20 protein-coding genes, 2 tRNA genes and 1 pseudogene are annotated in these 25,262 nt (G+C 70.3%); 10 read left to right on the top strand and 13 right to left on the bottom strand.

Features of this window, described 5'->3' with window-relative positions:
• Positions 1-159: 159 nt before the first annotated feature.
• The gene (locus tag ABZ951_RS06070) at positions 160-1,524 is read left to right on the top strand and encodes a glycosyltransferase (RefSeq protein ID WP_344092950.1); all 1,365 of its coding nucleotides are present in this window, start codon (positions 160-162) and stop codon (positions 1,522-1,524) included.
• A 167-nt stretch (positions 1,525-1,691) separates the two neighbouring features.
• Positions 1,692-2,888: a hypothetical protein gene (locus ABZ951_RS06075; protein ID WP_344092984.1), complete on the top strand. Its 1,197-nt coding sequence runs from the start codon at positions 1,692-1,694 to the stop codon at positions 2,886-2,888.
• 39 nt (positions 2,889-2,927) lie between these two features.
• Here ABZ951_RS06075 and ABZ951_RS06080 read toward each other — a convergent pair whose 3' ends face one another.
• Complete coding sequence (locus ABZ951_RS06080) at positions 2,928-5,591, bottom strand: valine--tRNA ligase (RefSeq protein ID WP_344092947.1); 2,664 nt, start codon at positions 5,589-5,591, stop codon at positions 2,928-2,930.
• A gap of 195 nt (positions 5,592-5,786) precedes the next feature.
• On the opposite strand from ABZ951_RS06080, the gene ABZ951_RS06085 reads away from it, so the two are divergent.
• The 3 genes from ABZ951_RS06085 to ABZ951_RS06095 are packed head-to-tail and all read left to right on the top strand — an operon-like array spanning position 5,787 to position 8,558.
• On the top strand, positions 5,787-6,731 hold the full coding sequence (locus ABZ951_RS06085) for a hypothetical protein (RefSeq protein WP_344092945.1): 945 nt from the start codon (positions 5,787-5,789) through the stop codon (positions 6,729-6,731).
• A gap of 26 nt (positions 6,732-6,757) precedes the next feature.
• Positions 6,758-7,762, top strand: coding sequence for a hypothetical protein (locus ABZ951_RS06090; protein WP_344092942.1), 1,005 nt, complete (start codon positions 6,758-6,760; stop codon positions 7,760-7,762).
• A 10-nt stretch (positions 7,763-7,772) separates the two neighbouring features.
• Entirely contained in the window at positions 7,773-8,558 is a 786-nt protein-coding gene (locus tag ABZ951_RS06095) for a hypothetical protein (protein ID WP_344092940.1), read from the top strand.
• 69 nt (positions 8,559-8,627) lie between these two features.
• Here ABZ951_RS06095 and clpX read toward each other — a convergent pair whose 3' ends face one another.
• From clpX to ABZ951_RS06120, 5 genes are all read right to left on the bottom strand, one after another.
• Positions 8,628-9,908, bottom strand: a complete 1,281-nt coding sequence (gene clpX, locus ABZ951_RS06100) for an ATP-dependent Clp protease ATP-binding subunit ClpX (protein ID WP_344092938.1) — start codon at positions 9,906-9,908, stop codon at positions 8,628-8,630.
• A 153-nt stretch (positions 9,909-10,061) separates the two neighbouring features.
• On the bottom strand, positions 10,062-10,736 hold the full coding sequence (locus ABZ951_RS06105) for an ATP-dependent Clp protease proteolytic subunit (protein ID WP_344092981.1): 675 nt from the start codon (positions 10,734-10,736) through the stop codon (positions 10,062-10,064).
• Positions 10,737-10,798: 62 nt separating this feature from the next.
• Positions 10,799-11,416: an ATP-dependent Clp protease proteolytic subunit gene (locus ABZ951_RS06110; RefSeq protein WP_344092936.1), complete on the bottom strand. Its 618-nt coding sequence runs from the start codon at positions 11,414-11,416 to the stop codon at positions 10,799-10,801.
• Positions 11,417-11,776: 360 nt separating this feature from the next.
• Positions 11,777-13,156 (bottom strand): trigger factor, encoded by a 1,380-nt coding sequence (gene tig, locus ABZ951_RS06115; RefSeq protein ID WP_344092934.1) that lies wholly within the window; start codon positions 13,154-13,156, stop codon positions 11,777-11,779.
• A gap of 132 nt (positions 13,157-13,288) precedes the next feature.
• Positions 13,289-13,365, bottom strand: a tRNA-Pro gene (locus ABZ951_RS06120).
• Between the two features lie 140 nt (positions 13,366-13,505).
• Between ABZ951_RS06120 and ABZ951_RS06125 the strand changes: the two genes are divergently transcribed.
• Positions 13,506-13,579: transfer RNA gene (locus ABZ951_RS06125), tRNA-Gly, on the top strand.
• Positions 13,580-13,758: 179 nt separating this feature from the next.
• Here the strand turns inward: ABZ951_RS06125 and ABZ951_RS06130 are convergent.
• On the bottom strand, positions 13,759-13,953 hold the full coding sequence (locus tag ABZ951_RS06130; protein WP_344092932.1) for a hypothetical protein: 195 nt from the start codon (positions 13,951-13,953) through the stop codon (positions 13,759-13,761).
• A 265-nt stretch (positions 13,954-14,218) separates the two neighbouring features.
• On the opposite strand from ABZ951_RS06130, the gene ABZ951_RS06135 reads away from it, so the two are divergent.
• Positions 14,219-15,289 carry an acyltransferase family protein gene (locus tag ABZ951_RS06135; protein ID WP_344092930.1) on the top strand — a complete coding sequence of 357 codons (1,071 nt, stop codon included), beginning with the start codon at positions 14,219-14,221 and terminating at the stop codon, positions 15,287-15,289.
• Positions 15,290-15,299: 10 nt separating this feature from the next.
• Here ABZ951_RS06135 and ABZ951_RS06140 read toward each other — a convergent pair whose 3' ends face one another.
• From ABZ951_RS06140 to ABZ951_RS06160, 5 genes and pseudogenes are all read right to left on the bottom strand, one after another.
• Positions 15,300-15,764: a DUF6508 domain-containing protein gene (locus ABZ951_RS06140; RefSeq protein ID WP_361279236.1), complete on the bottom strand. Its 465-nt coding sequence runs from the start codon at positions 15,762-15,764 to the stop codon at positions 15,300-15,302.
• A pseudogene (locus ABZ951_RS06145) lies at positions 15,738-16,199 on the bottom strand (HD domain-containing protein); the annotation flags it as partial. The pseudogene ABZ951_RS06145 and the gene ABZ951_RS06140, both read right to left, overlap by 27 nt.
• A gap of 63 nt (positions 16,200-16,262) precedes the next feature.
• Positions 16,263-17,402, bottom strand: a complete 1,140-nt coding sequence (locus ABZ951_RS06150) for a PP2C family protein-serine/threonine phosphatase (protein ID WP_344092928.1) — start codon at positions 17,400-17,402, stop codon at positions 16,263-16,265.
• A 366-nt stretch (positions 17,403-17,768) separates the two neighbouring features.
• A complete protein-coding gene (locus ABZ951_RS06155) occupies positions 17,769-18,578 on the bottom strand; it encodes a DNA-formamidopyrimidine glycosylase family protein (RefSeq protein ID WP_344092925.1) in 810 nt (269 codons plus the stop codon).
• A 108-nt stretch (positions 18,579-18,686) separates the two neighbouring features.
• Positions 18,687-19,172, bottom strand: a complete 486-nt coding sequence (locus ABZ951_RS06160; protein ID WP_344092923.1) for a ribose-5-phosphate isomerase — start codon at positions 19,170-19,172, stop codon at positions 18,687-18,689.
• Positions 19,173-19,345: 173 nt separating this feature from the next.
• Here ABZ951_RS06160 and ABZ951_RS06165 point away from each other — a divergent pair, with 173 nt between their 5' ends.
• The gene (locus tag ABZ951_RS06165) at positions 19,346-20,776 is read left to right on the top strand and encodes an amino acid permease (RefSeq protein ID WP_344092979.1); all 1,431 of its coding nucleotides are present in this window, start codon (positions 19,346-19,348) and stop codon (positions 20,774-20,776) included.
• Positions 20,777-21,000: 224 nt separating this feature from the next.
• Here the strand turns inward: ABZ951_RS06165 and ABZ951_RS06170 are convergent, their stop codons facing one another.
• On the bottom strand, positions 21,001-21,603 hold the full coding sequence (locus tag ABZ951_RS06170; protein WP_344092920.1) for a biotin transporter BioY: 603 nt from the start codon (positions 21,601-21,603) through the stop codon (positions 21,001-21,003).
• Between the two features lie 309 nt (positions 21,604-21,912).
• Between ABZ951_RS06170 and ABZ951_RS06175 the strand changes: the two genes are divergently transcribed.
• Together ABZ951_RS06175 and ABZ951_RS06180 are read left to right on the top strand one after the other, a co-directional pair.
• On the top strand, positions 21,913-23,316 hold the full coding sequence (locus tag ABZ951_RS06175; RefSeq protein ID WP_344092918.1) for an amino acid permease: 1,404 nt from the start codon (positions 21,913-21,915) through the stop codon (positions 23,314-23,316).
• A 361-nt stretch (positions 23,317-23,677) separates the two neighbouring features.
• Positions 23,678-25,099, top strand: coding sequence for an amino acid permease (locus tag ABZ951_RS06180; RefSeq protein WP_344092916.1), 1,422 nt, complete (start codon positions 23,678-23,680; stop codon positions 25,097-25,099).
• The last annotated feature ends 163 nt before the right edge of the window (positions 25,100-25,262 follow it).

Genomic DNA, 25,262 nt, shown 5'->3' on the forward strand with positions numbered 1-25,262 from the left:
CATCATTAATGAGGGCGCGCGCGGCCCTCCCCCCTGCAGCGACCCGATGAGGGTTTGTAAGTCCACGCGCCCCGTCCGCCCGAAGACACCGCGCGCGGCGCGATCCGGGAGAAGGGCGGGACCGGGGCTCCTCCCACCACCCACGGAGCTTCCCCCCGCATGTTCTCCAGCCCCCTCCTCCTCGCCTTCCCCTTCTTCCTCCTCCTCTGCTTCCTCCTCTACTGGGCCGGCGCCCGCCACGCCTACACCCGCCGGCCGGAAGCCGAGAACGGCGACCCCGGCGCCTTCGACTGGCACTTCTTCGTCCCCTGCCGGGACGAGGAGGCCGTCGTCGGCACGACCGTGGGCCGGCTGCGCGCCGACCACCCCGCCGCCCACGTGTGGGTCATCGACGACGACAGCGACGACCGCACCGGCGCCATCGTCGCCGAGCTCGCCGAGACCGACCGCCGCGTCCACCTCGTGCGCCGGCACCGCCCCGACGCCCGGACCGGCAAGGGCTCGGCCCTCAACGCCGCGTACGACGAGCTGAACCAGTTCCTGTCGCCGGACACCGACCGCGAGCAGGTCGTCGTGTGCGTCATCGACGCCGACGGCCAGCTCGACCCGCAGGCCCTGGCCCGGGTCAGCGGCCCCGGCGGCTTCGGCGACCCCGAGATCGGCGGCGTGCAGGTCAGCGTCCGGATGCGCAACACCGACGACGCGCGCCCGCTCGCCGGCCGCGGCCCGGTCCGCAACGCCTTCGCCCGGCTGCTCGTGCGCATGCAGGACATGGAGTTCTCCGTCTCCAACGCCGGCATGCAGCTGCTGCGCGGCCGCACCGGCTCCGTCGGCCTGGGCGGCAACGGCCAGTTCACCCGCCTCGCCTCCCTGGACCGCATCGCGGCCGCCGAGCGCCGCCCCTGGCAGCGCGGCGCGCTCCTGGAGGACTACGAGCTGGGCCTGCACATGATCCTCAACGGGGACCGGATAGCCCACATAGCCGACACCTGGGTCTCCCAGGAGGGCCTGCCGCACGGCCGCCGCTTCCTCACCCAGCGCACCCGCTGGGCGCAGGGCAACCTCCAGTGCGTGCGGTACGCGCCGCGCATCGTCTCCTCCCGCCACTACGGCGGCAAGGGCGTCCTGGAGACGCTCTACACCTTCCTGCAGCCCGTCGCCCACCTGGTGACGCTCGCCCTGTGCGCGGTGATGTTCGCCCTCCTCGGCCTGACCGCTGCCGAGGACGGCCCGGGCGAGGCGTTCGGCGGCGTGCTGTCGCTGTGGCCGCTGATGCTGGGCCTGGCCGTCGTCTCGGTGCTGCCGTTCGTCCTGTGGGGCCCCATCTACCGCCGGGACCGCGCCCCCGGCCGGTCGCTGCTCGTCTCCCTGCTGTGGGGGCTGGCGCTGTGGGTGTACGCGTACCACCTCTTCCCGGCGTCCGCGCGCGGCTTCGCGCGCATGCTGCGGGGCCGCAACGGCTGGGCCAAGACGCGGCGCAACGCCGAGCAGGCGGGCGTCGGTCCGGTCGCCGTGGAGAGCTGAGCCTTCCCACCGCCTGGCCGGAAACAAACCATGAAGTAGGTCACATCTCCGGCCCCCTGGGCAACTTCCGCCCCGCTTCCGCGATCTGACTCCCGGTGACACATGTCCGGAGAGGTTCCGGATCGCGGGACGGGAGCGTTGTGCGGATACCCGAAGTCAGCACCCGGATGCACTTGCTGCTGCTCACGGCGTGGACCGTGCTGTGGTTCGCCCTGGTGGAGCCCAGCGGCGGCTTCTCCTGGCACTACCTGCGCACGGGCGGCGAGCTGATCTACCAGGGCGGCGCCGGCGACGGAACCGGCGGCCTCAACCTGTACGCCCACCACCCCGAGCTCCAGATGGGTCCCATCAGCTTCCTGGTGGCGGGCCTGTTCAACCCCTTCTCCGAGCACACCGGCCAGTTCCTGGCGGCGGCCTTCATGTCGGCGCTGGGGCTGGTCATCGTCGTCCTGGCCGGCCGCAGCGCCGCCATCTCCTTCCTGGGCACCGGCACCAACCACCAGCGGCTGCGCCGGCGCGTCCTGGTGGCCGGGCTGGCGTTCATCCCCATGTGGATCGAGGTGTCGGTCCGCTTCGGGCACCTCGACGACGTCCTCGCCCTGTTCTTCACCGCGCTGGCCGTCTGGTTCCTGACCCGCTGCAACCCCGCGGCCGTCGGCGCCTGTCTGGCCCTGGCCATGGACTCCAAGCCGACGGCGCTGGCCTTCCTGCCGCTGATCCTCGCCCTGCCGAGGGACCGCTGGATGCGCGCGGTCCTGTGGTGCGCGGGACTGGTGGCCGTCGCGTGGCTGCCGTTCTTCCTGGTCGACCCGCAGTCCTTCGCCGCCGCGAAGTTCACCATCCCCAACAACCCGGCGTCCGCGCTGCGCTGGCTGGGCGCCGACGACCCCGAGACCCCGAGCTGGGCCCGGCCCGCCCAGGCCGCGCTCGGCCTGGGGCTCGGCGCGATCGCGGTGTGGCGCGGCCGCTGGGCGGGGGTGGTCCTGCTGGGCGCGAACGCCCGGATCGTCCTGGACCCCAGCGTCTACACGTACTACACCGCGTCGGTGCTGCTGGGCACCCTGCTGTGGGACGTGTGCGGGCAGCGGCGGCTGGTGCCGTGGTGGAGCTGGATCGCGCTGATCCTCCTCTACGGGAGCGTCTTCGCGGTGCCCGACGAGTCGGCCCGCGGCCTGATCCGGCTGGCGTTCGTTGCCGTGTCGACGGCGTACGTCCTGCTGTGGCCGATGCACGAGCGCGGCTCCCGACGCCACAGGCCCCTCCCCCGGCCGGAGCCGGAGGAGGGGCCTGTGGAGGGGCCGTGGGGGCCCATGTGGGACCCGGGCCGCACCCGGCCGTGGGAGGCACCGCCGACCAGGCGGTGAGCCCTAAGGCGTCCCCCGGCCCGCGGCCGGGGGACGTTCTCAGCCCTGCGGCGGGAGCCCGGCCAGCTGTCCCGTGATCCGCTCGATGTCCGTCTCCGCCTGGGCGAGGCGGGCGCGGATGCCGTCCACGACCTTGTCCGGCGCCTTGGCCAGGAACTTCTCGTTGGTCAGCTTGCCGTTGGCCTGGACCCGCTCCTTCTCCGCCGCCGCGAGGTCCTTCGTCAGGCGCTTGCGCTCCGCCTCGAAGTCGATCGCGCCGGAGAGGTCGAGGGCGACCGTGGCACCGGCGACCGGCAGCGTCGCGGTGGCCTGGAAGCCCTCCTCGGCGGGCTGGAGGCGCAGCAGCTGGCGGATGGCGCCCTCGTGGGCGGCCAGCGCCGTGCCGGACAGGTCGAGCTTCGCCGGGACCCGCTGACCGGGCTGGAGACCCTGGTCGGAGCGGAAGCGGCGGACCTCGGTGATCACCTGGCGGAGGTTGTCGATCTCCCGCTCGGCGTCGGCGTCGCGGAAGCCGCCCGGGGCGTCGGCCCCGGGAACGGACACGGCCTTCGGCCAGTCCGCGATGACGACGGACTCCTTGCCGGTGAGCGTCGTCCACAGCGTCTCGGTGACGAAGGGGACCACCGGGTGGAGCAGCTTGAGAGTGACGTCCAGGACCTCGCCGAGGACCCGGGCGGAGACCTTGGCCGGCTCGCCGCCCGCCATGAAGGTGGTCTTGGACAGCTCGACGTACCAGTCGAAGACCTCGTCCCACGCGAAGTGGAAGAGGGCGTCGGACAGCTTGGCGAACTGGTAGTCGTCGTAGAACGCGTCGACCTCGGCCACCGTGGCGTTCAACCGGGAGAGGATCCACCGGTCGGTGGCCGACATCTCCTCGACGGACGGCAGGTCGCCCTCGACGGTGGCGCCGTTCATCATGGCGAAGCGGGTGGCGTTCCAGATCTTGTTCGCGAAGTTCCGCGAACCCTGGACCCAGTCCTCGCCGATCGGCACGTCGACACCGGGGTTGGCGCCGCGCGCGAGCGTGAAGCGGACGGCGTCGGAGCCGTACTTGTCCATCCAGTCGAGCGGGTTGACCGCGTTGCCGAAGGACTTCGACATCTTCTTGCCGAACTGGTCGCGGACCATGCCGTGCAGGGCGATGGTGTGGAACGGCGGCTTGCCGTCCATCGCGTACGTGCCGAACATCATCATCCGGACGACCCAGAAGAAGAGGATGTCGTAGCCGGTGACCAGGACGGAGTTCGGGTAGAACTTCTCGACGCTCTCGGTCTTCTCGGGCCAGCCGAGCGTGGAGAAGGGCCACAGGCCGGAGGAGAACCAGGTGTCCAGGACGTCGGTCTCCTGGTGCCAGCCCTCGCCCGTGGGCGCCTCGTCGTCCGGTCCGACGCAGACCATCTCGCCGTTCGGCCCGTACCAGACCGGGATGCGGTGGCCCCACCACAGCTGGCGCGAGATGCACCAGTCGTGGAGGTTGTCGACCCAGCCGAAGTAGCGGGACTCCATCTCCTTCGGGTGGATGGCGACGTCACCGTCCCGGACGGCCTTGCTGGCGGACTCGGCCAGCGGGCCGACCTTGACCCACCACTGCATGGACAGCCGGGGCTCGATGGTCGTCTTGCAGCGCGAGCAGTGGCCGACGGAGTGCTCGTAGGGGCGCTTCTCGGCGACGATGCGGCCCTCGGCGCGCAGGGCCGCGACGATGGCGCTGCGCGCCTCCATGCGGTCCAGGCCCTGGAAGGGGCCGTGGGCGGTGATCACGGCGCGCTCGTCCAGGACGGTGAGCGAGGGCAGGTCGTGCCGCCGGCCGATCTCGAAGTCGTTCGGGTCGTGGGCCGGGGTGACCTTGACGGCGCCCGTGCCGAACTCCGGGTCGACGTGCTCGTCGGCGACGACGGGGATGCGGCGGCCGGTGAGCGGCAGCTCGATCTCGGTGCCGATCAGGTGCTGGTACCGCTCGTCCTCGGGGTGGACGGCGACGGCGGTGTCGCCGAGCATCGTCTCGGCGCGGGTCGTGGCGACGACGATGGACGCGTCACCCTCGCCGTAGCGGATCGAGACGAGCTCGCCCTCGTCGTTCTGGTACTCCACCTCGATGTCGGAGATGGCGGTCAGGCAGCGCGGGCACCAGTTGATGATGCGCTCGGCGCGGTAGATCAGCTCGTCGTCGTAGAGCTTCTTGAAGATCGTCTGGACGGCCTTGGACAGGCCCTCGTCCATGGTGAACCGCTCGCGGGACCAGGCGACGCCGTCGCCCAGGCGGCGCATCTGCCCGGAGATCTGCCCGCCGGACTCGGCCTTCCACTGCCAGACCCGCTCGACGAACGCCTCGCGGCCCAGGTCGTGGCGGGACTTGCCCTCCTTGGCCAGCTCGCGCTCGACGACGTTCTGCGTGGCGATGCCGGCGTGGTCCATGCCGGGCTGCCACAGGACCTCGTAGCCCTGCATCCGCTTGCGGCGGGTGAGGGCGTCGATCAGCGTGTGCTCGAAGGCGTGGCCCAGGTGGAGGGAGCCGGTGACGTTCGGCGGCGGGATGACGATCGTGTAGGGCTCTTTGTCGCTCGACGCGTCGGCTTCGAAGTAGCCCCGCTCTACCCAGCGCTCGTACAGCGGCCCCTCTACCTCGGCCGGCGCGTACTGGGTCGGCAGTTCGGGGTTGCTGTCGTTCGGCCCGCTGTCGGGGCGCTGAGTGTTCTCGGTCACGGGGGAAGTCTACGGGGGCGTGTGCGGCGCCCACGAATCGATTCCGCCTCCCGGGCCGGCGGCCGGAAGGTGCGGGAGGCCGGGCAACTGTTCCGAAACCGTTGCAGCCCGGAGGTAAAGCCTGAGTAAGACATCGGGAAGGATGACCTGACTGTCACACGAGTCCCCCCACGCGTCGAAGAGAGACACAGAACGATGAGCTTCAACCAGCCGGGCCCGTACGGCCAGCAGCCGCCGCAGCAGCCCGGCCCGTACGGTCAGGCCGGCGCCTCGGGCCAGCCCGGTTACGGCTACCCGCAGCAGCCCCCGGCGGCCCCCTACGGCGCCGCCCCGCAGCAGCCGTACGGCGCGCCGCAGCAGCCGGGCCCGTACGGCCAGCAGCCTCCCTACGGGCAGCAGCCGGGGATGCCGGGCCAGTACCCGCCGCCGATGCCGCCGCAGGGCGGGGGCAAGAGCAAGGGCAAGACGATCGGGATCGTGGTCGGGGCCCTGGTGGTCGTGGGCGCGATCGTCGGCGGCGCCGTCTTCTTCATGGGCGGCGGCGACAGCGACGGGAAGGTCGCGCCTTACACGATCGTGATGCCGGAGAAGCTGCTGGAGGGGAAGTACACCAAGCAGGCCATGACCTCCGGCAAGGAGACCGCCGACCTCGCCGACGACTCCGAGATCAAGGAGATGGGCATCGTCAACGGCACCGGCGTCAAGGGCTCCTACACCAACGCGGAGAAGCAGAGCCTGCGCGTGACGGGCGTCCACGGCGAGATCGCCGATCCCCGCAAGGCGGTCGACGCCCTGCTCGCGAACATGGAAGAGAAGCAGAAGAAGAGCTCCCAGGCGCTCAAGACGACCGTCGAGACGGTCACGCCCATCACGGAGTTCACCCCCGGCGGGTTCGACGGCGCGGTGATGAAGTGCAAGGCGCAGAAGTCCAGCTACACCATCGGCACCATCACGGGCGGCTCCGAGGTCTCCTACTGCGTCTGGGGCGACAGCAGCGCGGTGGGCGTCGTGCAGCACCTCGTCACGAAGTCCTCGGGCGGGATCAGCGGCGCCACCGGTGCCACCGGCAATGTGATGTCCGCGAAGGACCTGTCCGAGGCCACGGTTAAGGTGCGCAACGAAGTACGCAAGGAGAAGTAAGCACCACAGCACTCGGGGGAACCCAGATGAGCGTCGACCAGCCGGGCCCGTACGGGCAGCCGCAGCAGCCTCCCGGGCCGCCGCAGCCGAACCCGTACGGCGGACAGCCCGGCTACGGGTACCCCCCGCCGCCGGCCGCCCCGTACGGCGCCCCGCAGCAGCCGGGCCCGTACGGGCAGCCGCCCGCCCAGCCCTCGTACGGGCAGCCCTACGGACAGCCGGGCATGCCCGGCCCCTACCCGCCGCCGATACCCCCGCACAGTGGCGGCAAGGGCAGGGCGATCGGCATCGCGGCCGCCGCGCTCGTCGTGGTCGGGGCGATCGTGGGCGGCCTCGTCCTCCTGGCCGGGGGCGACAAAGACGAGGACAAGAAGGAAAGAGCCGGCGGCACGGCCACGGCGAGCCCCGCTCCCAGCACCTCCGCCCCGGCCACGCCGGCCGCGAAGCGCTACAAGCTCACCGCGCCCGAGACGGTCGCCGGTGAGTACACCAAGGACGCCGCCGAGACCAAGGGCGGCTTCGACTCCCGGGACATGAACACCCTGCGGCGCATGGGCGTCACCAACCCGCAGAACATCACGGCCGCCTACAAGTCCGGTGAGGACAAGCGCGCGCAGAAGCTGCTGCGGTTCACCGGGGCCTACGGCGACGACGTCCGCGACCCCGAGGCGGTCGTGGACGGCCTGTACGAGGACATCAAGTCGGGTGCCGCCAAGGACTCCGACCCGTCGTCGAAGACCGAGTTCGAGGGCACCCCGCAGCGGATGTCCCCCGAGGGCATCGGGGACGCGGTCCTGAAGTGCCAGATGAGCAAGTGGACGAACCCCGGCTCGCCGGGCGCCAAGGCGCTGCGGATGCCGCTGTGCATCTGGGCCGACAAGTACACCGTCGGTACGGTGTTCGCCCTGGACACCAACCTGATCGTGCGCGGTGAGGACCTCGGCTTGGAGGAGGCCGCCTCCCGGGTGGCGAGGCTGCGGACGGACGTCCGGGTGGAGAACACGGAGAACTCCGATGTCCGGGCGAGTTGAGGGAGACCCTGTGAGCTTCGACCGTCCGAGCCCGTACGGCCCGCCTCCGCAGCAGCCGACCCCGTACGGACAGCCGTACGGACAGCCCTACCCCCCGCCGCCGATGCCGCCGATGCCGCCGTCTCCCCCGGGCGGCGGCGGCAAGGGCAAGGTCGTCGGGACCGTCGTCGCCGTCGCCGTGCTGGTGGGCGCACTCGCCGGTGGCGGCTTCCTGCTCCTCAAGAAGGACGGCTCCGCGGGCGACGACGGCAAGCGCTACCAGCTCATCACCCCGGGCACGGTGGCCGGCACGTACACGAGGAACTTCAGCGACGGCGAGAAGACCGGGTTCGACGAGGCGGAGCTGGCGGACGTTAGGCGGATGGGCGTCGCGAACCCGCGCAGCACCGGCGCCGGCTACAAGTCGGGCAGCGGGGTGACGGCGGCGACGCTGAAGTTCAACGGCGTCTGGGGCGAGGTGAAGAACCCCGAAGCGGTGGTGGACGGCATGTTCAAGAGCCTGGCGAAGGCCACCGGGAACGACTCCGACGGCCGCCCGAAGTCCCGGGCGGAGGGCAACCCCATGAAGGTCTCCGCGCCCGGCCTGGGCAACGCCGTGATGAAGTGTCAGTACATCAGTTACCTCAGCTCCAAGACGGTCACGCTGCCGCTGTGCATCTGGGCGGACAGCAGCACGCTCGGCACGGTGTTCGTCGCCGATTCGCGGTCCGGCTTCGGCGTGAAGATCCCGTTCGACGAGGCCGGGGGGCTGGTCGCGAAGCTGCGGGCCGACGTCCGCGTCGAGATCGAGAAGTAAGCGAGAAGTAACGGACTGGGCGCCCGGCATATCGCCGGGCGCCCAGAGCCTCAGAAGCCGAACAACGCGCTACGCGCTCTTCTCGTGCCGCTCGTCCTTCGGGACGATGCGCGGCACCAGCGTCGGATTGACGTTCGAGTGGACGACGTCTGCGGTGATGACCACGCGGGCCACGTCCTTGCGGGACGGCACCTCGTACATCACCGACATCAGGACCTCTTCCATGATGGCCCGCAGGCCGCGCGCGCCCGTGCCGCGCAGGATCGCCTGGTCCGCGATGGCCTCCAGCGCCGGGCGGTCGAACTCCAGCTCCACACCGTCGAGTTCGAAGAGGCGCTGGTACTGCTTGACCAGGGCGTTCCGCGGCTCGACCAGGATCTGGAGGAGGGCCTCGCGGTCGAGGTTGTGGACGCTGGTGATCACGGGGAGGCGGCCGATGAACTCCGGGATCATCCCGAACTTCACCAGGTCCTCCGGCATGACCTCCTGGAACTGGTCGCTCGCCTCGATCTCGCGCTTGGAGCGGATCGTGGCGCCGAAGCCGATGCCCTTGGCGCCCGCGCGCGACTCGATGATCTTCTCCAGGCCGGAGAAGGCACCGCCCACGATGAACAGGACGTTCGTCGTGTCGATCTGGATGAACTCCTGGTGCGGGTGCTTACGGCCGCCCTGCGGTGGGACGGAGGCCGTGGTGCCCTCCAGGATCTTCAGCAGGGCCTGCTGGACCCCCTCGCCGGAGACGTCCCGTGTGATCGACGGATTTTCGCTCTTACGGGCGACCTTGTCGATCTCATCGATGTAGATGATGCCGGTCTCGGCCTTCTTGACGTCGTAGTCGGCGGCCTGGATCAGCTTCAGGAGGATGTTCTCGACGTCCTCACCGACGTAGCCCGCTTCAGTCAGGGCCGTGGCGTCGGCGATCGCGAAGGGGACATTGAGCATCCGGGCGAGCGTCTGGGCGAGCAGCGTCTTGCCGGAGCCCGTGGGGCCCAGCAGCAGGATGTTGGACTTCGCCAGCTCGATGCCGTCGTCGCGGTTGTGGCCGCCGTTCTCGCCGGCCTGCACGCGCTTGTAGTGGTTGTAGACCGCGACCGACAGGGCCTTCTTGGCGGGCTCCTGGCCCACCACATAGCTCTCGAGGAACTCGTAGATCTCCCGGGGCTTGGGCAGTTCCTCCCAGCGCACCTCGGAGGTCTCCGCGAGCTCTTCCTCGATGATCTCGTTGCAGAGGTCGATGCACTCGTCGCAGATGTACACACCAGGACCCGCGATGAGCTTCTTCACCTGCTTCTGGCTCTTGCCGCAGAACGAGCACTTGAGCAGGTCGCCGCCGTCACCGATGCGTGCCACGAGGTGCTTCCCCTTCGCCTGGGATCCGCCTTGCTCTGCGAACCCGGGTGCTTGCCTATCGACGGTACCTTGCCGGGCCCCTCGTGCGGGCCCCCCTTGGACCTACTGGGTCCAAGGGGGTTGCCGGCGGCACAGTGGTCGGACCGGAATCGGTCAGACCGGAGCGGACGTCTTGCGCGTCGAGACGATCTGGTCGACCAGACCGTACGCGAGCAGCTCGTCGGCAGTGAGGATCTTGTCGCGCTCGATGTCCTCGCGGATCTTCTCGATCGGCGTGGTGGAGTGCTTGGCCAGCATGTCCTCCAGCTGGGCGCGCATCCGCAGGATCTCGTTGGCGGCGATCTCCAGGTCGGAGACCTGGCCCCGGCCCGTCTCGCTGTACGGCTGGTGGATCAGCACGCGGGCGTTCGGCAGCGCCATCCGCTTGCCGGGGGTGCCGGCGGCGAGCAGCACGGCCGCGGCGGAGGCCGCCTGGCCCATGCAGACCGTCTGGATGTCGGGCTTGACGAACTGCATCGTGTCGTAGATCGCCGTCAGCGCGGTGAACGAGCCGCCGGGCGAGTTGATGTAGATCGAGATGTCCCGGTCCGGGTCCATCGACTCCAGGCACAGCAGCTGCGCCATGACGTCGTTGGCCGAGGCGTCGTCGATCTGGACGCCCAGGAAGATCACCCGCTCCTCGAAGAGCTTCGCGTACGGGTCGTACTCGCGCACGCCCTGCGAGGTGCGCTCGACGAAGCGCGGGACGATGTAGCGGGACTCGGCGCGCGGGCCGGAGAACTCCGACTGGGAGCCGGTGTACAGGCCGCTGCCGGCGTTGTTGTTCATCTGCTTGTTCACCATCCTGGTGGCGTTTCGGGGCCGGGGTTTCGCTGCGGGTGCGCCGGGGCTCAGGCCCCGGTGCCGCCCCCGCCCGGAACGCCTGCGGCGGACGTCATGACCTCGTCGATGAGGCCGTACTCCTTGGCCTCGTCGGCGGAGAACCAGCGGTCGCGGTCGGAGTCCTTGGTGACCTGCTCGACCGTCTGACCGGTGTGGAAGGCGGTCAGCTCCGCCATCCGCTTCTTCGTGTGCAGCAGCCGCTCGGCGTGGATCTTGATGTCCGAGGCGGAGCCCGCGAGGCCCGCGGAGGGCTGGTGGATCAGGATCTCGGCGTTCGGCAGCGCGAAGCGCTTGCCGGGGGTGCCGGCGCTCAGCAGGAACTGGCCCATCGAAGCGGCGAGGCCCATCGCGATGGTGACCACGTCGTTCTTGATGTAGTTCATGGTGTCGTAGATCGCCATGCCGGCCGAGATCGAGCCACCGGGGCTGTTGATGTAGAGGTAGATGTCCTTGTCCGGGTCCGCGGCGAGGAGGAGCAGCTGCGCCGTGATCTTGTTGGCGATGTCGTCGTCGACCTGCTGGCCGAGGAAGATGATCCGCTCCCCGAGCAGCCGGTTGTAGACCTGGTCGCCGAGGCCACCGAAGCTCGGCTCGCCGGCGGCGGCGGAAGGCATCAGATTCGTCACGTATCCACCTGCTCGTTGTTCGACGGCCGCGAGCCGTCTCAGCGTTTCTTTCAAGGGGCGGGGCTCGGGCGCGCCGTCCGGGTATCCGTGGCGCGCTTCCGGGACTCCCCTGCCCCCGTATCTACGGACCCTAACGCGCTGGTAGGCGGCGGCCATCCCGCATCAGGAACTGTTCGCTCTGAGCGCAGGTTCACCGGCGGCGGCGCGGCCCGGGCCCGGGACGGCACGGCGCGGCAGCGCACGGCCGGGACCGGGGCGGCCGCCGGCTTCCGGGGCGGAGCGCGGCGGGCCCGGCCGCGACACCCCGGTGGGGTGTCGCGGCCGGGCCCGATGCCGTAGCGGCTACGAAGCGATCGAGGCTCAGGCCTCGGTCTTCTCCTCGGCACCCTCGGTGACCTCGACCGTCTCGGCGGTCTCGGAGGTCTCCTCCTCGTCGTCCAGGTCGACGACGTCACCGTTGGTGTCCTTGACCGTGGCGACCTCGACGACGGCCGCGAGGGCCTTGCCGCGGGCGACCTCGCCGACGAGCATCGGCACCTGGCCGCCCTCGACGACGGCCTGGGCGAACTGGTCGGGGCTCATGCCGGAGGACTGGGCACGGCGCACGAGGTGCTCGGTGAGCTCCTCCTGGCCGACCGACAGCTTCTCCTTGTTGACGATCTCGTCGAGGATGAACTGGGTCTTGATGCCCTTCTCGGCCTGCTCCTTGAGCTCGGCGTCGAAGTCCTCGGCGGACTTGCCCTGGATCTCCAGGTACTTCGCCAGGTCCAGACCCATCTGGCCCAGCTGGTGGTGCTCCAGGTTGTGCTTGCGGGTGTTGACCTCGTCCTCGAGAAGCTTCTCGGGCATCGGGACCTCGACGAGCTTGATCAGCTCGTCGAGCACCTTCTCCTGGGCCTGGGTGGCCTGGTCGTACTTCTTCATGCGGGCGAGGCGCTTGACGCTGTCGGCGCGGAGCTCCTCCAGCGTGTCGAACTCGCTCGCCAGCTGGGCGAAGTCGTCGTCCAGCTCCGGCAGCTCACGGGCCTTGACGGCGGTGACGGTGACCGTGACCTCGGCCTCCTTGCCCTCGGCGGAGCCGCCCTTGAGCTCGGAGGCGAAGGTGGCGGTGCCGCCGGCCTCGAGGCCGGTCACGGCCTCGTCGATGCCGTCGAGCAGCTGGCCCGAGCCGATGGTGTAGTCGACGCCCGTGGCGACGCCGTCCTCCAGCACCTCGCCGTCGACCTTGGCCTCCAGGTCGACGGTGACGATGTCACCCTCGGCGGCGGCGCGCTCGACCGTGGAGGTGGTGGCGAAGCGGTCGCGCAGCTGCTCGATCGACTTCTCGACGTCCTCGTCGCTCACCTCGGCGGCGTCGACGGTGACCTCGATACCGGAGTAGTCCGGGATCTCCAGGGTCGGGCGGATGTCGACCTCGGCGGTGAAGGACAGCAGCTCGCCGTCCTTCAGCTCCTTGATGTCGACCTCGGGCTGGCCCAGCGGGTTGAGGTCGGCCTCGTTGACCGCCTCGGTGTAGAACTTCGGAAGCGCGTCGTTGACGGCCTCCTCGAGCACCGCACCGCGGCCGAACCGCTGGTCGATGACACGAGCCGGGATCTTGCCCTGACGGAAGCCCTTCACCGTGACCTGCTGGTTGATCTTCTTGTACGCCGCGTCGAGGCTGGCCTTGAGCTCCTCGAAGGGCACCTCGACAGTGAGCCGAACCCGAGTCGGGTTCAGGGTCTCCACGGCGCTCTTCACGGTTCGGTCTCCTTGGGGCTGACTTCTGGGGTTCCGCTGAGGTTCAGCGAGTCGCGCCCGGCACAGAGACACACGGGCACGCAGCTTGCATAGTAACCGCAAGCAGGAGGGGGCCCACAATGTGATCTTGACTGGTCGGGGTGGCCGGATTCGAACCGACGACCTTCCGCTCCCAAAGCGGACGCGCTACCAAGCTGCGCCACACCCCGTCGGTGCGAACGTAGGGTACATGCCGCCGGGCCTGTCGGCCGCCGTTTTCCCGCGACCCCGCCGGAGTGTGCGGTGCACTGCCGGGACCCGCTACGATGCACCACGTGCCGTGCGTCCCTCGGGGGCGATCTCGGTGTACGCGGGCGTAGCTCAATGGTAGAGCCCCAGTCTTCCAAACTGGCTACGCGGGTTCGATTCCCGTCGCCCGCTCCATGGACGCCTCCGGCCTCGGCCGGGGGCGTTTTTCATTGCCGTGCGGCAGGCGCGGCATGCCGCTGCCGGCCTCTTTGCCGTTCCCCTCCGGCGATCTTCCAGAAGCGCGCCGGAAAGCACTCCCCCGGATTCACCGGCCCGCCTGTGGGCCCGCTCACGCCGCCGCCCGGCCGGTGCGCTCAGAGCTTGATGTTCCCTATCGTTTCGGCGATGGAGTCGAGGAATCTCTGGATCGACGGAGCCATCCCCGACGAGGCGAGGAAGAAGCCGAACAGGATCGCCACGATCGCGGGGCCGCCCTTGAGGCTGCCGGACCGCATCAGCACCACCATCACGATCGCCAAGAGCAGCACTCCTGACAGCGAAAAGACCATTACTGATCACACCCCTGGTCGTCACACACCTGATCGGTCCGGAGACATGCTGCCCCGCAGCCCCCGCTCGTCAACCATCGTGCCACCAACTCGCCTTCTGTTGGGGCCGAGTGACGCCTCATCGGGGCCGCACGGAGAAACGACCGGAAAGCTGCGGGGAGAGGATATCGGGCGACTTGCCGGAGACCGGGCGGGTTCAGGGTGAATAACTCATTAAGTGGAACGGGGTTTTACCAGTTCCGGCTCCCCCGCTAGGGTGCCTCGGATGTTCTCCGCCGCCACTCCCCGCACCTCCACGGTGGCCACCGCTCCCCCGCCCGTCGCAGCGGCCCCGGCGCAGCGCGACCCCTTCTTCGACAACGCGAAGTATCTGGCCATCATCCTGGTCGCCCTCGGGCACGCCTGGGAGCCGCTGACCCATGGCAACCGCACCATGACGGCGCTCTACCTCACGGTGTACACCTTCCACATGCCGGCGTTCATTCTGATATCCGGCTATTTCTCCCGCGGCTTCGACATGAGCCCCGCCAAGGTCAAGCGCCTCATCACCGGGGTGGCGGTGCCCTACCTGATCTTCGAGGTCGCCTACACGTGCTTCCAGCACTGGGCCGAGGACGCTCCCGACGAGCCCTTCTCCCTGCTCAATCCCTGGTACGTCAACTGGTTCCTGGCCGCGCTGTTCGTATGGCGGCTGACCACGCCGATCTGGAAGCTCGTCCGGTGGCCGGTGCCGGTCGCGTTCACGATCGCGATCCTCGCAGCACTTTCGCCCGAGGTCGGCAATGATCTGGATCTCCAACGGGTCATGCAATTCTTGCCATTCTTTGTGATCGGGCTCCACCTCAAGGCCGAGCACTTCCAGCTGGTGCGGCGGCCGTGGATACGGATCGCGGCCGTGCCGGTCTTCGCTGCCGCGATCGCGTGCGCCTACTGGGCGGTGCCCCGGATGAACGGCGCGTGGTTCTACCACAACGACAGCGTGCAGGAGCTGGACGCGCCCCTGTGGTCCGCGCCGGTGATGCAGCTGGCGATGTTCGGCTGCGCGTCGCTGCTGACCGTCTGCTTCCTCGCCTGGGTCCCGCGCCGGACGGTGTGGTTCACCGCCCTGGGCGCGGGGACCCTGTACGGCTACCTGCTGCACGGCTTCGTGATCAAGCTCTCGCGCTGGTGGGAGTGGTACGACGCCTACGCCTGGATCAGCCGGCCGGAGGGCGCGGTGGTGGTGACGCTCCTCGCGTTCGCCATGATGACGGCGCTGTGCGCCCCGCCGGTGCGAGCGGTCTTCCGCTGCGTGATGGAGCCGAAGATGGAGTGGGCCTTCCGCAAGCCCCGGTGAGGTCCGGCGCTCAGGCCGGCGCCCCGGCGCCCCCGGCGCGCTCTTCGTGCCAGGCCAGCAGCGCGGCCAGGGTGGCGTCCAGCAAGCCGCTCCCGGCGGCGTCGGCGATCGTCCCGTCGCAGAACCGCTCCCCGCGGACGAGGGCGGTCGCCGCCCGGACCGCGTCGGTGGCGCTCAGCCGCCCGTCCGGCCCGGGTACGGGCACCGGGTGGTCCATCCAGCGGTAGCGGGGCGTCACGGCACCGACGGCCGAGAGCGCGCCGACCGCACGCCGGAGCCGCTCTCCGTAGACCGGGTGGCGCGTCAGGTGCGTGCCGTCGGGCTGCTGCCCGCCGCCGCCCCAGCGCACCGTCCGGTCCTCGTCGGTCAGGGCGGCGGCGGCTTCCCGCAGACTGCGCCACGCCTCGTGATCGTCCCGGAGCTGGGCGAGCAGCAGCCAGTCGTCGGGGTCGCCGAGGCCGAGCAGGGCGCGCATGCGTGCGTACTTCCCTTTGAGCCGCTCCCGGGTGGCGGCGTCGAGCGCGCGGGCCCGCTCGGGGTCGGAGTTGTGGGCGAGGTCGGACGCCTTGACCAGCAGGGCACCGGGCGTCGCCAGGATGCGTGCCGCGTACGCCTCGGGCGTCTCACCGGGCCGTTTGGTCACGGCGAGGACGATGTCCTTGGTCTGCTGCGGCAACTCGGCTCCGTCCAGCCATTCCCGGGTCACCGCTCCGTCCTCGACGGCGTCGTGGAGCCAGGCGGCGGCGATCTGGGCATCGGTGCCCCCGCGCTCCCGTACGCCCTCGGCGACGGCGGCGAGGTGCTCGGTGTAGGGGCGGCCGGCCTTGTCCGTCTGCGCGGCGTGGGCCCGGCGGGCGAGCGCCTCGACGGCCGCGAGGTCGAGCGGGGCAGGACGGTCTTCCGTGCTCACGTTTCTCCTTCGCCGCGGGCGGGCGGTCACCGGGCCGCGGTGTCCGTGGGATTCAGCGGGGTTTCAGTTGCGGCAGATGAGCAGCAGCGCCCGGTCGTCGTTGACGTCCTTGGCGACCGCTTCGATCAGGTGCCAGGCGGCACCCTGGAAGCCCGCCGAGACATAGCGGTCCGCCTCGCCGGTGAGCCGGTCCATGCCCTCGGTCAGATCGCGCTCGGCGGTCTCGACGAGGCCGTCGGTGAAGAGCATCAGGACGTCGCCGGTGCGCAGGGTGCCCTTTATGGGGTCGAACTGGGCGCCGTCGTAGACGCCGAGGAGCGGCCCTTCGGCGGCCTTCTCCTCCCAGCGGCCGGTGCCGGCGCTGAGCTGGAGGCCGGGCAGGTGGCCCGCGGAGAACATCTCGTAGTCGCCGCTGTCGAGGTCGAGGACGAGGTGGACGGAGGTGGCGAAGCCCTCGTCCCAGTCCTGCCGCAGGAGGTAGCCGTTGGCGGCGGGCAGGAAGGCGTGGGGCGGCAGGGAGCCGAGCAGGCCGCCGAAGGCGCCGGACAGCAGCAGGGCGCGCGAGGCGGCGTCCATGCCCTTGCCGGAGACGTCGGTCAGGACGACCTCCAGGGTGCGGCCGCCGTTGGTGCGGGCGGCGACGACGAAGTCCCCGGAGAATGACTGGCCGCCGGCCGGGCGCAGGGCCATCTCGCGGTGCCAGCCGCGCGGCAGTTTGGGGAGCTTGCTCTGGACGCGGATGCGTTCGCGCAGGTCGAAGAGCATGGTGCCGCCGCGCCGCCAGGGCACGCCGACGCGGCTGCGGAACTGGGCGATGAGCAGGCCGAGGAAGCCGACCGCCGCGACGACGAGGATGGTGCCGGGTGTCACCCGGTCGGCGCCGCCGTGGAAGCCGGTGTCCAGGACGGCGGACTCGGCGATGAGCGCGGCGGCGGAGGCGGCGTAGAGGGCCAGCAGGCTGGCGGGGCGCAGCAGCAGCCCGCCGGCGACGATGGGCAGGACGAGCGCGGAGGGCGCGCACCACTCGGGCACGGCGATCGTGCCGAGGGCGAGGGCGGGGACGGCGAGGAGCAGGGCGACGAGGGCGATCCAGTCGGAGCCGTCGCCGCGGAAGTAGTCGACCCCGGCCTTGCGCACGCTCGTGCGGACCCGGTGCAGTGCTTTGCGCATCCGGGCCGTCGGAGTCTCCGCACTGCCAGTCATTGCATCGTGACCTTATCCACCCATTCGGCGGTGCGTCGACTCACGCCGCGCCGAGCCGGCTCCCGTGCGCCGCGCGCGGGGAAGCGGGCGGAGACGTACGGAGAGCCGCTGTTTGCGACATGCGTTCGGCCGGCCGGGAACGTGCTGCTGTCAGGGGGTGCCGGCCCCCGGGGTGCCGGAGGCTCCCGGCCGTTCGGCGGGGAGGTCGCGACATGCGATCTTCACATCCCCACCCGTGCGACACGTGGACAACTTTCCTTTACGGACGGCACGGACGAAGCGCGGCCGCGGCTCGTCGAAGCCCGTCGGGGCGCGCGCCGCCCCGGGGGCGCCGGGTGGCGGTCCCGGGCGACTCGTGACGGCCCTTCAGCGCTGCTGGCAGCCGGGGCACCAGAAGAGATTGCGGGCGGCGAGACCGGCGGTGCGGATCTCGCCGCCACAGATGTGGCAGGGCTGCTGGGCCCTGCGGTACACGTACACCTCACCGCCGTGGTCGTCCACGCGGGGCGGGCGGCCCATGGCTTCGGGGGTGTGCTCGGGTCGTACCGTGTCGATTCTGTTGTTGCGGACGCCTTCACGCATCAGGCCGACGAGATCCGACCACATCGCCTCCCACTCCGCCCGGGTGAGATCGCGTCCGAGGCGGTACGGGTCGATTCCGTGGCGGAAAAGGACCTCGGCGCGGTAGACGTTGCCGACGCCCGCGATCACCTTCTGGTCCATGAGGAGCGCGGCGACCGTGGTCCGGCTCCGGGAGATCCGCCGCCACGCCCGGTCCGCGTCGTCGCCGGGGCGCAGCGGGTCCGGGCCGAGGCGCTCGTGTATCGCCTGCTTCTCGGCGCCGGTGATCAGCGCGCAGGTGGTGGGCCCCCGGAGGTCGGCGTAGTGGTCGGCGTTGACGAGGCGCAGCCGCACGGTGGCTGTGGGCGGGGGCACGGGGGCCGTGCCGAAGCCGAGCTTGCCGAAGAGGCCGAGGTGGACGTGGATCCACGCCTCGTTCTCGAAGCCGAGGAAGAGGTGCTTGCCGTGGGCTTCGGCGGTCGTCAGGACCCTGCCGTCGACGAGGGCCGCGCCGCCGGCGAAGGTGCCCTGGGGGCTGGAGGTGCCCACGGGGCGGTCACCGAACCGCTCCGTGTGGTCGGCGGCCAGCCGGTGGATCGTGTGCCCTTCGGGCATGGCGGAGGTCCTCCGGACGGAGTGGTGTCATCGGTGCGGCCCGGTGGGCGGGGGAACGTCCGAGGTGCGGGGCGCGCGCCCCGCACCTCGGTCCGGTCGGTGGTGCGGTCAGCCCTGGGGGTGGTGGGCCGGGATCTCGGGGAGCTCGCCGGTGGTCTCGTAGCGGCTGAGCATCTCGATCCGGCGGGTGTGGCGCTCCTCGCCGGAGTACGGCGTGGCCAGGAAGATCTCGACGAACTTCGTCGCCTCCTCCTGGGTGTGCATCCGGCCGCCGACGCTGATCACGTTGGCGTTGTTGTGCTCGCGGCCGAGGGCCGCGGTCTGCTCGCTCCAGGCCAGGGCGGCCCGGACGCCCTTGACCTTGTTGGCGGCGATCTGCTCGCCGTTGCCGGAGCCGCCGATCACGATGCCGAGGCTGCCCTCGTCCGCGGCGGTCCGCTCCGCGGCGCGGAGGCAGAACGGCGGGTAGTCGTCCTGGGCGTCGTAGATGTGGGGGCCGCAGTCGACGGGGTCGTGGCCCTGGGCCTTGAGCCACTCGACGAGGTGGTTCTTGAGTTCGTAGCCGGCATGGTCGGAGCCGAGATACACGCGCATGCGACCGAGTGTTGCACGACTTCGCCCGGGGTCCGCCTCCAGGGCGCGTGATCACCGCGATCACAACGATCCGGATTCGGACCTTCCTAAAGACACCTTCGAAAAGTTCTAATGCGGAGGCTCGTAACCCGAGAACCTAAGGAACGTGCAGCATGAGCGCGACACCGCCGACCATGACAAAGGCGTCGACCACCGGCGATCCCGGCCGGTCCGCCGACGGGTCGTCCCCGGACGGCCTCAAGGCCGGTCTCAAGAACCGCCACCTCTCCATGATCGCCATCGGCGGTGTGATCGGTGCCGGTCTCTTCGTGGGCTCCAAGAGCGGCATCGCCGCGGCCGGTCCCGCCATCCTCATCTCCTACGCGCTCGTCGGCGCGATGGTCGTCTTCGTGATGCGGATGCTCGGCGAGATGGCCGCCGCGAACCCGACCTCCGGGTCCTTCTCCGCCTACGCGGACCGGGCGCTGGGCCGCTGGGCCGGTTTCTCGATCGGCTGGCTGTACTGGTTCTTCTGGGTCGTGGTGCTGGCGGTCGAGGCGACCGCGGGAGCCGAGATCCTGGAGGGCTGGATACCGGCCGTGCCGCAGTGGGCCTGGGCCCTGATCGTCATGGTGGTGCTCACCGTGACGAACCTGGGCTCGGTCAGCTCCTACGGTGAGTTCGAGTTCTGGTTCGCCGGCATCAAGGTCGTCGCCATCTCCGCGTTCGTCGTGATCGGCGGGCTCGCGGTCTTCGGTCTGCTGCCCGGCTCGGACAACCCGGGCGCGGGGCTGGACAACCTGACGGCGCACGGCGGATTCATGCCGAACGGGCCGGGCGCGATCCTCGCCGGTGTGCTGATGGTCGTCTTCTCCTTCATGGGCAGCGAGATCGTCACCCTGGCCGCCGGTGAGTCCGAGGACCCGCAGCGCGCGGTCACCAAGGCCACCAACAGCGTGATCTGGCGCATCGGCGTCTTCTACCTGGGTTCGATCTTCGTCGTGGTCTCCCTGCTCCCGTGGGACTCCGCGGAGATCGCCGAGAAGGGCAGCTACGTCGCGGCCCTCGACACGATCGGCATCCCGCACGCCGGCCAGATCATGAACGTGATCGTGCTGACCGCGGTGCTCTCCTGCCTGAACTCCGGCCTCTACACCGCCTCCCGCATGGCCTTCTCGCTCGGCCAGCGCGGTGACGCGCCGAAGGCGTTCGCCGTCGTGGACAAGCGCGGCGTCCCGAAGGCCGCGATCCTCGGCTCGGTCGTCTTCGGCTTCCTGTCGGTGTTCTTCAACTACATGTGGCCGGACACGGTCTTCAAGTTCCTGCTGAACGCCTCCGGCGCGGTCGCCCTCTTCGTGTGGCTGGTCATCTGCTTCACCCAGCTGAAGATGCGCGGGATCATCCAGCGCGAGACCCCGGAGCGGCACGTCGTGAAGATGTGGCTCTTCCCCTACCTGACGTGGCTGACCATCGGCATGATCACCTTCGTGCTGGGCTACATGGTCTACGACGGCGGTGACAACCGTCAGCAGGTCCTGCTCTCGACGCTGCTGGGCGTGATCGTCCTGACCGTCGGCATCGTCCTGGACCGCCGCCGGCGCGCGGCCGTCGCGGCCGGGAAGTAGGGGCCGGGAAGCAGCACCGAGGGCGCAAGCCGCCTCTCGTTACGGGCCGGGCCCGCACCTCCGTCGACGGGGGTGCGGGCCCGCCGGTATGTGCGGCCGGACATGATCGGCGGATGAACCGTCTCGGACTCGTCAGCCTCGTCGTGCGTGCGACGGAACGGGCCGGGCCCGCCCCCTTCCGTAGGGGGGGGCGGGCCCGGCCCGGTGCCGTGCGGGAGGGGCCGTCAGCTCCGGCGGCCCAGCAGCTTCCACGCCGCCGGGACCGCGCCCATGGCCAGGGCGGCCTTGAGCGCGTCACCGATCAGGAACGGGGTCAGGCCCGCGGCGACGGCCTCGGTGAGCGACATGTGGGTGTACAGCGCGAGGTAGGGCACGCCCACCGCGTAGATGATCGCCGAGCCGAGGGCCATCGTGCCCGCGGTGCGCAGGACCGAGCGGTCGGCGCCGCGGCGGGCGAGGGCGCCCACGACCGTGGCGGCGAGGAGCATGCCGAGGACGTAGCCGAAGGAGGCGAACGAGGCGCCGGAGCGGCCCTCGGAGAACCACGGCACGCCGGCGAGGCCGACCAGGGCGTACAGGGCCAGGGACAGGAAGCCGCGGCGGGCGCCGAGGGCGGTGCCGACGAGGAGGACGGCGAAGGTCTGGCCGCTGACCGGGACCGGGGAGCCGGGCACCGGCAGGGTTATCTGCGCGGCGATCCCGGTGAGCGCGGCGCCGCCGAGGACCAGGGCGGCGTCACGGGCCCGGGCGCGGCCGGCGGTGGAGGCGGGGAGCAGATCGGCGAGGACCGTACCGGTCCGGGTGAGCGAGGCAGCAGCGGTGGCCATCGGCACTCCACATAAGGAAGAAGGGCGAACAAGGGCAGGTACAGACAAGGACACGGCGACGTTAGCCGAGAGATCAGCGCGGGGCACGGGGCGGCGATGACAAAGGCGGGCCGCGCCTCTTGGAGAGTTCCGAACGGCCCTGTGAGAAGTGGGCGCGGGGCGGGTTTCGGTGTTCCCCTGGGGTACGTGATGCTGGTCACGACCGTGCGGCGGGGCTTGGCTACGACCGCCCGGCCGGGAGATTGTGAGGCATTGCCGCAGTCTTCCGCGACCGCGACCCGACGCACAGATCCGAGAGTACGAAGCCCCATGCACGACGCACCGTCTGCCGCCCAGTCCCTGCGGGACGAGAAAGAGCCGCTGTCGGCGGGGCTCAAGCAGCGGCATCTGACGATGCTGGGTCTGGGCGGGGTGATCGGTGCCGGGCTGTTCGTCGGCTCGGGTGCCGGGATCGCCGTGGCGGGGCCGGGCATCATCGTGTCCTACCTGATCGCGGGTGCGCTCGCGATGCTGGTGATGCGGATGATCGGCGAGATGTCGTCGGCCATGCCCGCGTCGGGCGCCTTCTCGGTGCACGCGGAGCGGGCGCTGGGCCGCTGGGCCGGGTTCACCGTGGGCTGGCTGTACTGGTTCCTGCTGGTGGTCGTGCTGGCCGTGGAGGCCACGGCCGCCGCGCAGATCGCGCACGGCTGGGCGCCGGCCGTCCCCCAGTGGGGCTTCGTGCTGATCTTCATGGTGGTCTTCACCGCCGCCAACCTGACGGCCGTGAAGAACTTCGGCGAGTTCGAGTTCTGGTTCGCCTCGCTGAAGGTCGGGGCCATCGTCCTGTTCCTGGTCCTGAGCCTGCTGGCGATCTTCGGGGTGCTCCCCGACACCAGCGCGGTCGGCCTGAGCAACCTCACCGGCCAGGGCGGCTTCCTGCCCAACGGCTGGGACGGCGTGGTCTCCGGCGTCCTCGCCGTCGTCTTCGCCTTCGGCGGCCTGGAGGTCGTCACGATCGCCGCCGCCGAGTCCGAGGACCCGGGGCGCGCGGTGGCCCGCGCGGTGCGCAGTGCCGTGTGGCGCATCCTCTTCTTCTACGTCGGCTCGATGCTGGTCATCGTCACCCTGCTGCCCTGGACGTCCATGCAGCCGGGCAAGAGCCCGTACGTGGCCGTTCTGGACCACATCGGGGTGCCGGGCTCCGGGCAGATCATGAACATCGTGGTGTTCGTGGCGCTGCTGTCCGCGCTGAACGCCAACCTCTACGGCTCGTCCCGCATGGTCTTCTCGCTGGCGGAGCGCGGCGAGGCGCCGCGCGCGCTGCTGAAGGTGACCGGTGGCGGGGTGCCGCGCCGGGCGGTCCTGGCCTCGGTGGCGTTCGGTTTCGTCTCGGTGGTCCTGAACCTCAAGTGGCCGGACTCGATCTTCCACTATCTGCTCAACGCGGTGGGCGCGGTCCTGCTCTTCGTCTGGGGCCTGGTCGCCGTCTCCCAGCTGCGGCTGCGGCCGCGCATCGAGCGCGAGATGCCGGAGCGCCTGACGCTGCGCATGTGGTGCTTCCCCTATCTGACCTGGGCCGCGCTGGCCGCGATGGGCGCCGTGCTGGTGCTGATGGCGAGCGATGCCGACGCCCGGCCGCAGCTGCTGTGGTCCGCCGCGGCCACCGCCGCGGTGCTGGTGGTGGCGGGGCTGCGCGAGCTGCGGCTGCGCCGCACGGCCGGCAAGGACTGACCCAGGACGTCTCAACCCGTCGGCCGGCCGCCCGGAGGTGGCCGGCCGTCCGGCCTTCGCGCCGCCTCGCGCAGGGCCTCCCGCCGTCCTGAGGCGGGCGCCGGGCGACGGCTTCCCGCCGCCCCGAAGCGGGCGCCGCGCGGCCGCGGCCCGGGTATCGAGACGGCCTCGAAACGGCCTCGGCCCGGCCTCAACCCGGCCCCCTCGTTCCGCAAGCCTTCAGTTCTGGCGCCTCATCAGCCACGGACAGTGACACTCTCGTCTGAATATCGGACAGCGATGTCAGAAGTGTTGTCCTGAGCGAACATGACCCCCACACTGAGGCAACTTTTCCCTCTCACCCCACGGGACTCACACGATCATGACTCGGACACCTGCGACCCCCGCGCCACCGCGCGAGGTCACCGACCAGGCGCCGGGCGGCACGACTCTGTCGCACGGCCTCAAGCAGCGCCATCTGTCGATGATCGCCCTCGGCGGTGTGATCGGCGCCGGTCTCTTCGTCGGTTCGGGCGCGGGCATCGCCGCCGCCGGTCCGGCCATCGTGCTCGCGTATGCGGCTTCCGGGCTGCTGGTGATGCTCGTGATGCGGATGCTGGGCGAGATGTCGGCCGCCAATCCGTCGTCGGGCACCTTCTCGGTCCACGCGGAGCGGGCCATCGGCCCGTGGGCCGGGTTCGCGGCCGGGTGGATGTTCTGGGTGGAGCTGTGCGTGGGCATCACCGTCGAGGCCATCGGCGCGGCGGCGATCATGGTCTCGTGGTTCCCCTCGACGGACTCCTGGATGTGGGTCCTGCTGTTCATGGCCGTCTTCTGCGGCACCAACCTGACGGCGGTCGGCAACTTCGGTGAGTTCGAGTTCTGGTTCGCCGCGCTGAAGGTCGCGGCGATCGGTGTCTTCCTGGTGCTGGGCGTCCTGGCGATCCTCGGCGTGCTGCCGGGCACCTCCGCCCCGGGCGCCGACAACCTCAGCGGCCACGGCGGCTTCATACCCAACGGCGCCAACGGCCTGGTCATCGGCCTGCTCGCCTCGGTCTTCGCCTACGGCGGCCTGGAGACCGTGACGATCGCGGCGGCCGAGTCCGAGCACCCGGTCAAGGGCGTCGCCCAGGCGGTCCGCACGGCGATGTGGCGCATCGCCCTCTTCTACGTCGGCTCGATGCTCGTCGTCGTCACGGTGATCCCGTGGAACAACGCCTCCGTCAAGGAGGAGGGCCCCTACGTCGCGGTGCTGAAGTACCTCGACATCCCCGCCGCCGGGCAGATCATGAACGTCATCGTGCTGATCGCCCTGCTCTCGGCGATGAACGCGAACATCTACGGCGCCTCCCGGATCTCGCATTCCCTGGTGGCGCGCGGCGAGGGCCCGCGGTTCCTGGGCAAGGTCACCCGCGGGGTGCCGCGGCGGACGGTGCTGGCCTCCTCCGCCTTCGGCTTCTTCGCGGTGCTGCTCAGCTACTGGTGGCCGGACACCGTCTTCAAGTGGCTGCTGTACATGACGGGCGCGGCCGTGCTGGTCGTCTGGGGCTTCATCGCCGTCACCCAGCTGCGGATGCGCCGGCAGCTGGAGCGCGAGGCGCCGGAGAAGCTCGTGGTGCGGATGTGGCTCTTCCCAGGGCTGACCTACCTGGCCCTGGCCGGGATCGTCGCGGTGCTGGCGCTGATGCTCCGCGAGGAGGGCACCCGCGTGCAGCTGTACTCCACGGTGGGCCTGACCGTCGCGCTCTGCCTCATCGGCTACGTCCGCCAGCGCCTCGTGGCCGCGAAAGCCCCCAAGAGCTGACGTACCGCCACCGCCCCCCCACCGAGGCGGGGTAGGTCCTGATCTTCAGGACCTACCCCGCCTCCGTCTTTGGTCGGAAGTCTCCGCCGGGGCACCCCCGTCACCGCATATCGGATGCTCTTGCTGGTAGCGTCTACATGCAAGTTAATTGCAATAAGCAGTC

It is taken from the genome of Streptomyces sp. NPDC046215 (assembly GCF_040646215.1).
GTDB classification, from domain to species: Bacteria; Actinomycetota; Actinomycetes; order Streptomycetales; family Streptomycetaceae; genus Streptomyces; species Streptomyces stramineus.

Bases quoted from the DNA above. Each gene is read 5' to 3' on its own strand.
- ABZ951_RS06070 (WP_344092950.1), top strand. From the start codon at position 160: ATGTTCTCCAGCCCCCTCCTCCTCGCCTTCCCCTTCTTCCTCCTCCTC.
- ABZ951_RS06075 (WP_344092984.1), top strand. From the start codon at position 1,692: ATGCACTTGCTGCTGCTCACGGCGTGGACCGTGCTGTGGTTCGCCCTG.
- ABZ951_RS06085 (WP_344092945.1), top strand. From the start codon at position 5,787: ATGAGCTTCAACCAGCCGGGCCCGTACGGCCAGCAGCCGCCGCAGCAG.
- ABZ951_RS06090 (WP_344092942.1), top strand. From the start codon at position 6,758: ATGAGCGTCGACCAGCCGGGCCCGTACGGGCAGCCGCAGCAGCCTCCC.
- ABZ951_RS06105 (WP_344092981.1), bottom strand. From the start codon at position 10,736: ATGAACAACAACGCCGGCAGCGGCCTGTACACCGGCTCCCAGTCGGAG.
- ABZ951_RS06130 (WP_344092932.1), bottom strand. From the start codon at position 13,953: ATGGTCTTTTCGCTGTCAGGAGTGCTGCTCTTGGCGATCGTGATGGTG.
- ABZ951_RS06135 (WP_344092930.1), top strand. From the start codon at position 14,219: ATGTTCTCCGCCGCCACTCCCCGCACCTCCACGGTGGCCACCGCTCCC.
- ABZ951_RS06140 (WP_361279236.1), bottom strand. From the start codon at position 15,764: ATGCGCGCCCTGCTCGGCCTCGGCGACCCCGACGACTGGCTGCTGCTC.
- ABZ951_RS06150 (WP_344092928.1), bottom strand. From the start codon at position 17,402: ATGACTGGCAGTGCGGAGACTCCGACGGCCCGGATGCGCAAAGCACTG.
- ABZ951_RS06155 (WP_344092925.1), bottom strand. From the start codon at position 18,578: ATGCCCGAAGGGCACACGATCCACCGGCTGGCCGCCGACCACACGGAG.
- ABZ951_RS06160 (WP_344092923.1), bottom strand. From the start codon at position 19,172: ATGCGCGTGTATCTCGGCTCCGACCATGCCGGCTACGAACTCAAGAAC.
- ABZ951_RS06165 (WP_344092979.1), top strand. From the start codon at position 19,346: ATGACAAAGGCGTCGACCACCGGCGATCCCGGCCGGTCCGCCGACGGG.
- ABZ951_RS06170 (WP_344092920.1), bottom strand. From the start codon at position 21,603: ATGGCCACCGCTGCTGCCTCGCTCACCCGGACCGGTACGGTCCTCGCC.
- ABZ951_RS06175 (WP_344092918.1), top strand. From the start codon at position 21,913: ATGCACGACGCACCGTCTGCCGCCCAGTCCCTGCGGGACGAGAAAGAG.
- ABZ951_RS06180 (WP_344092916.1), top strand. From the start codon at position 23,678: ATGACTCGGACACCTGCGACCCCCGCGCCACCGCGCGAGGTCACCGAC.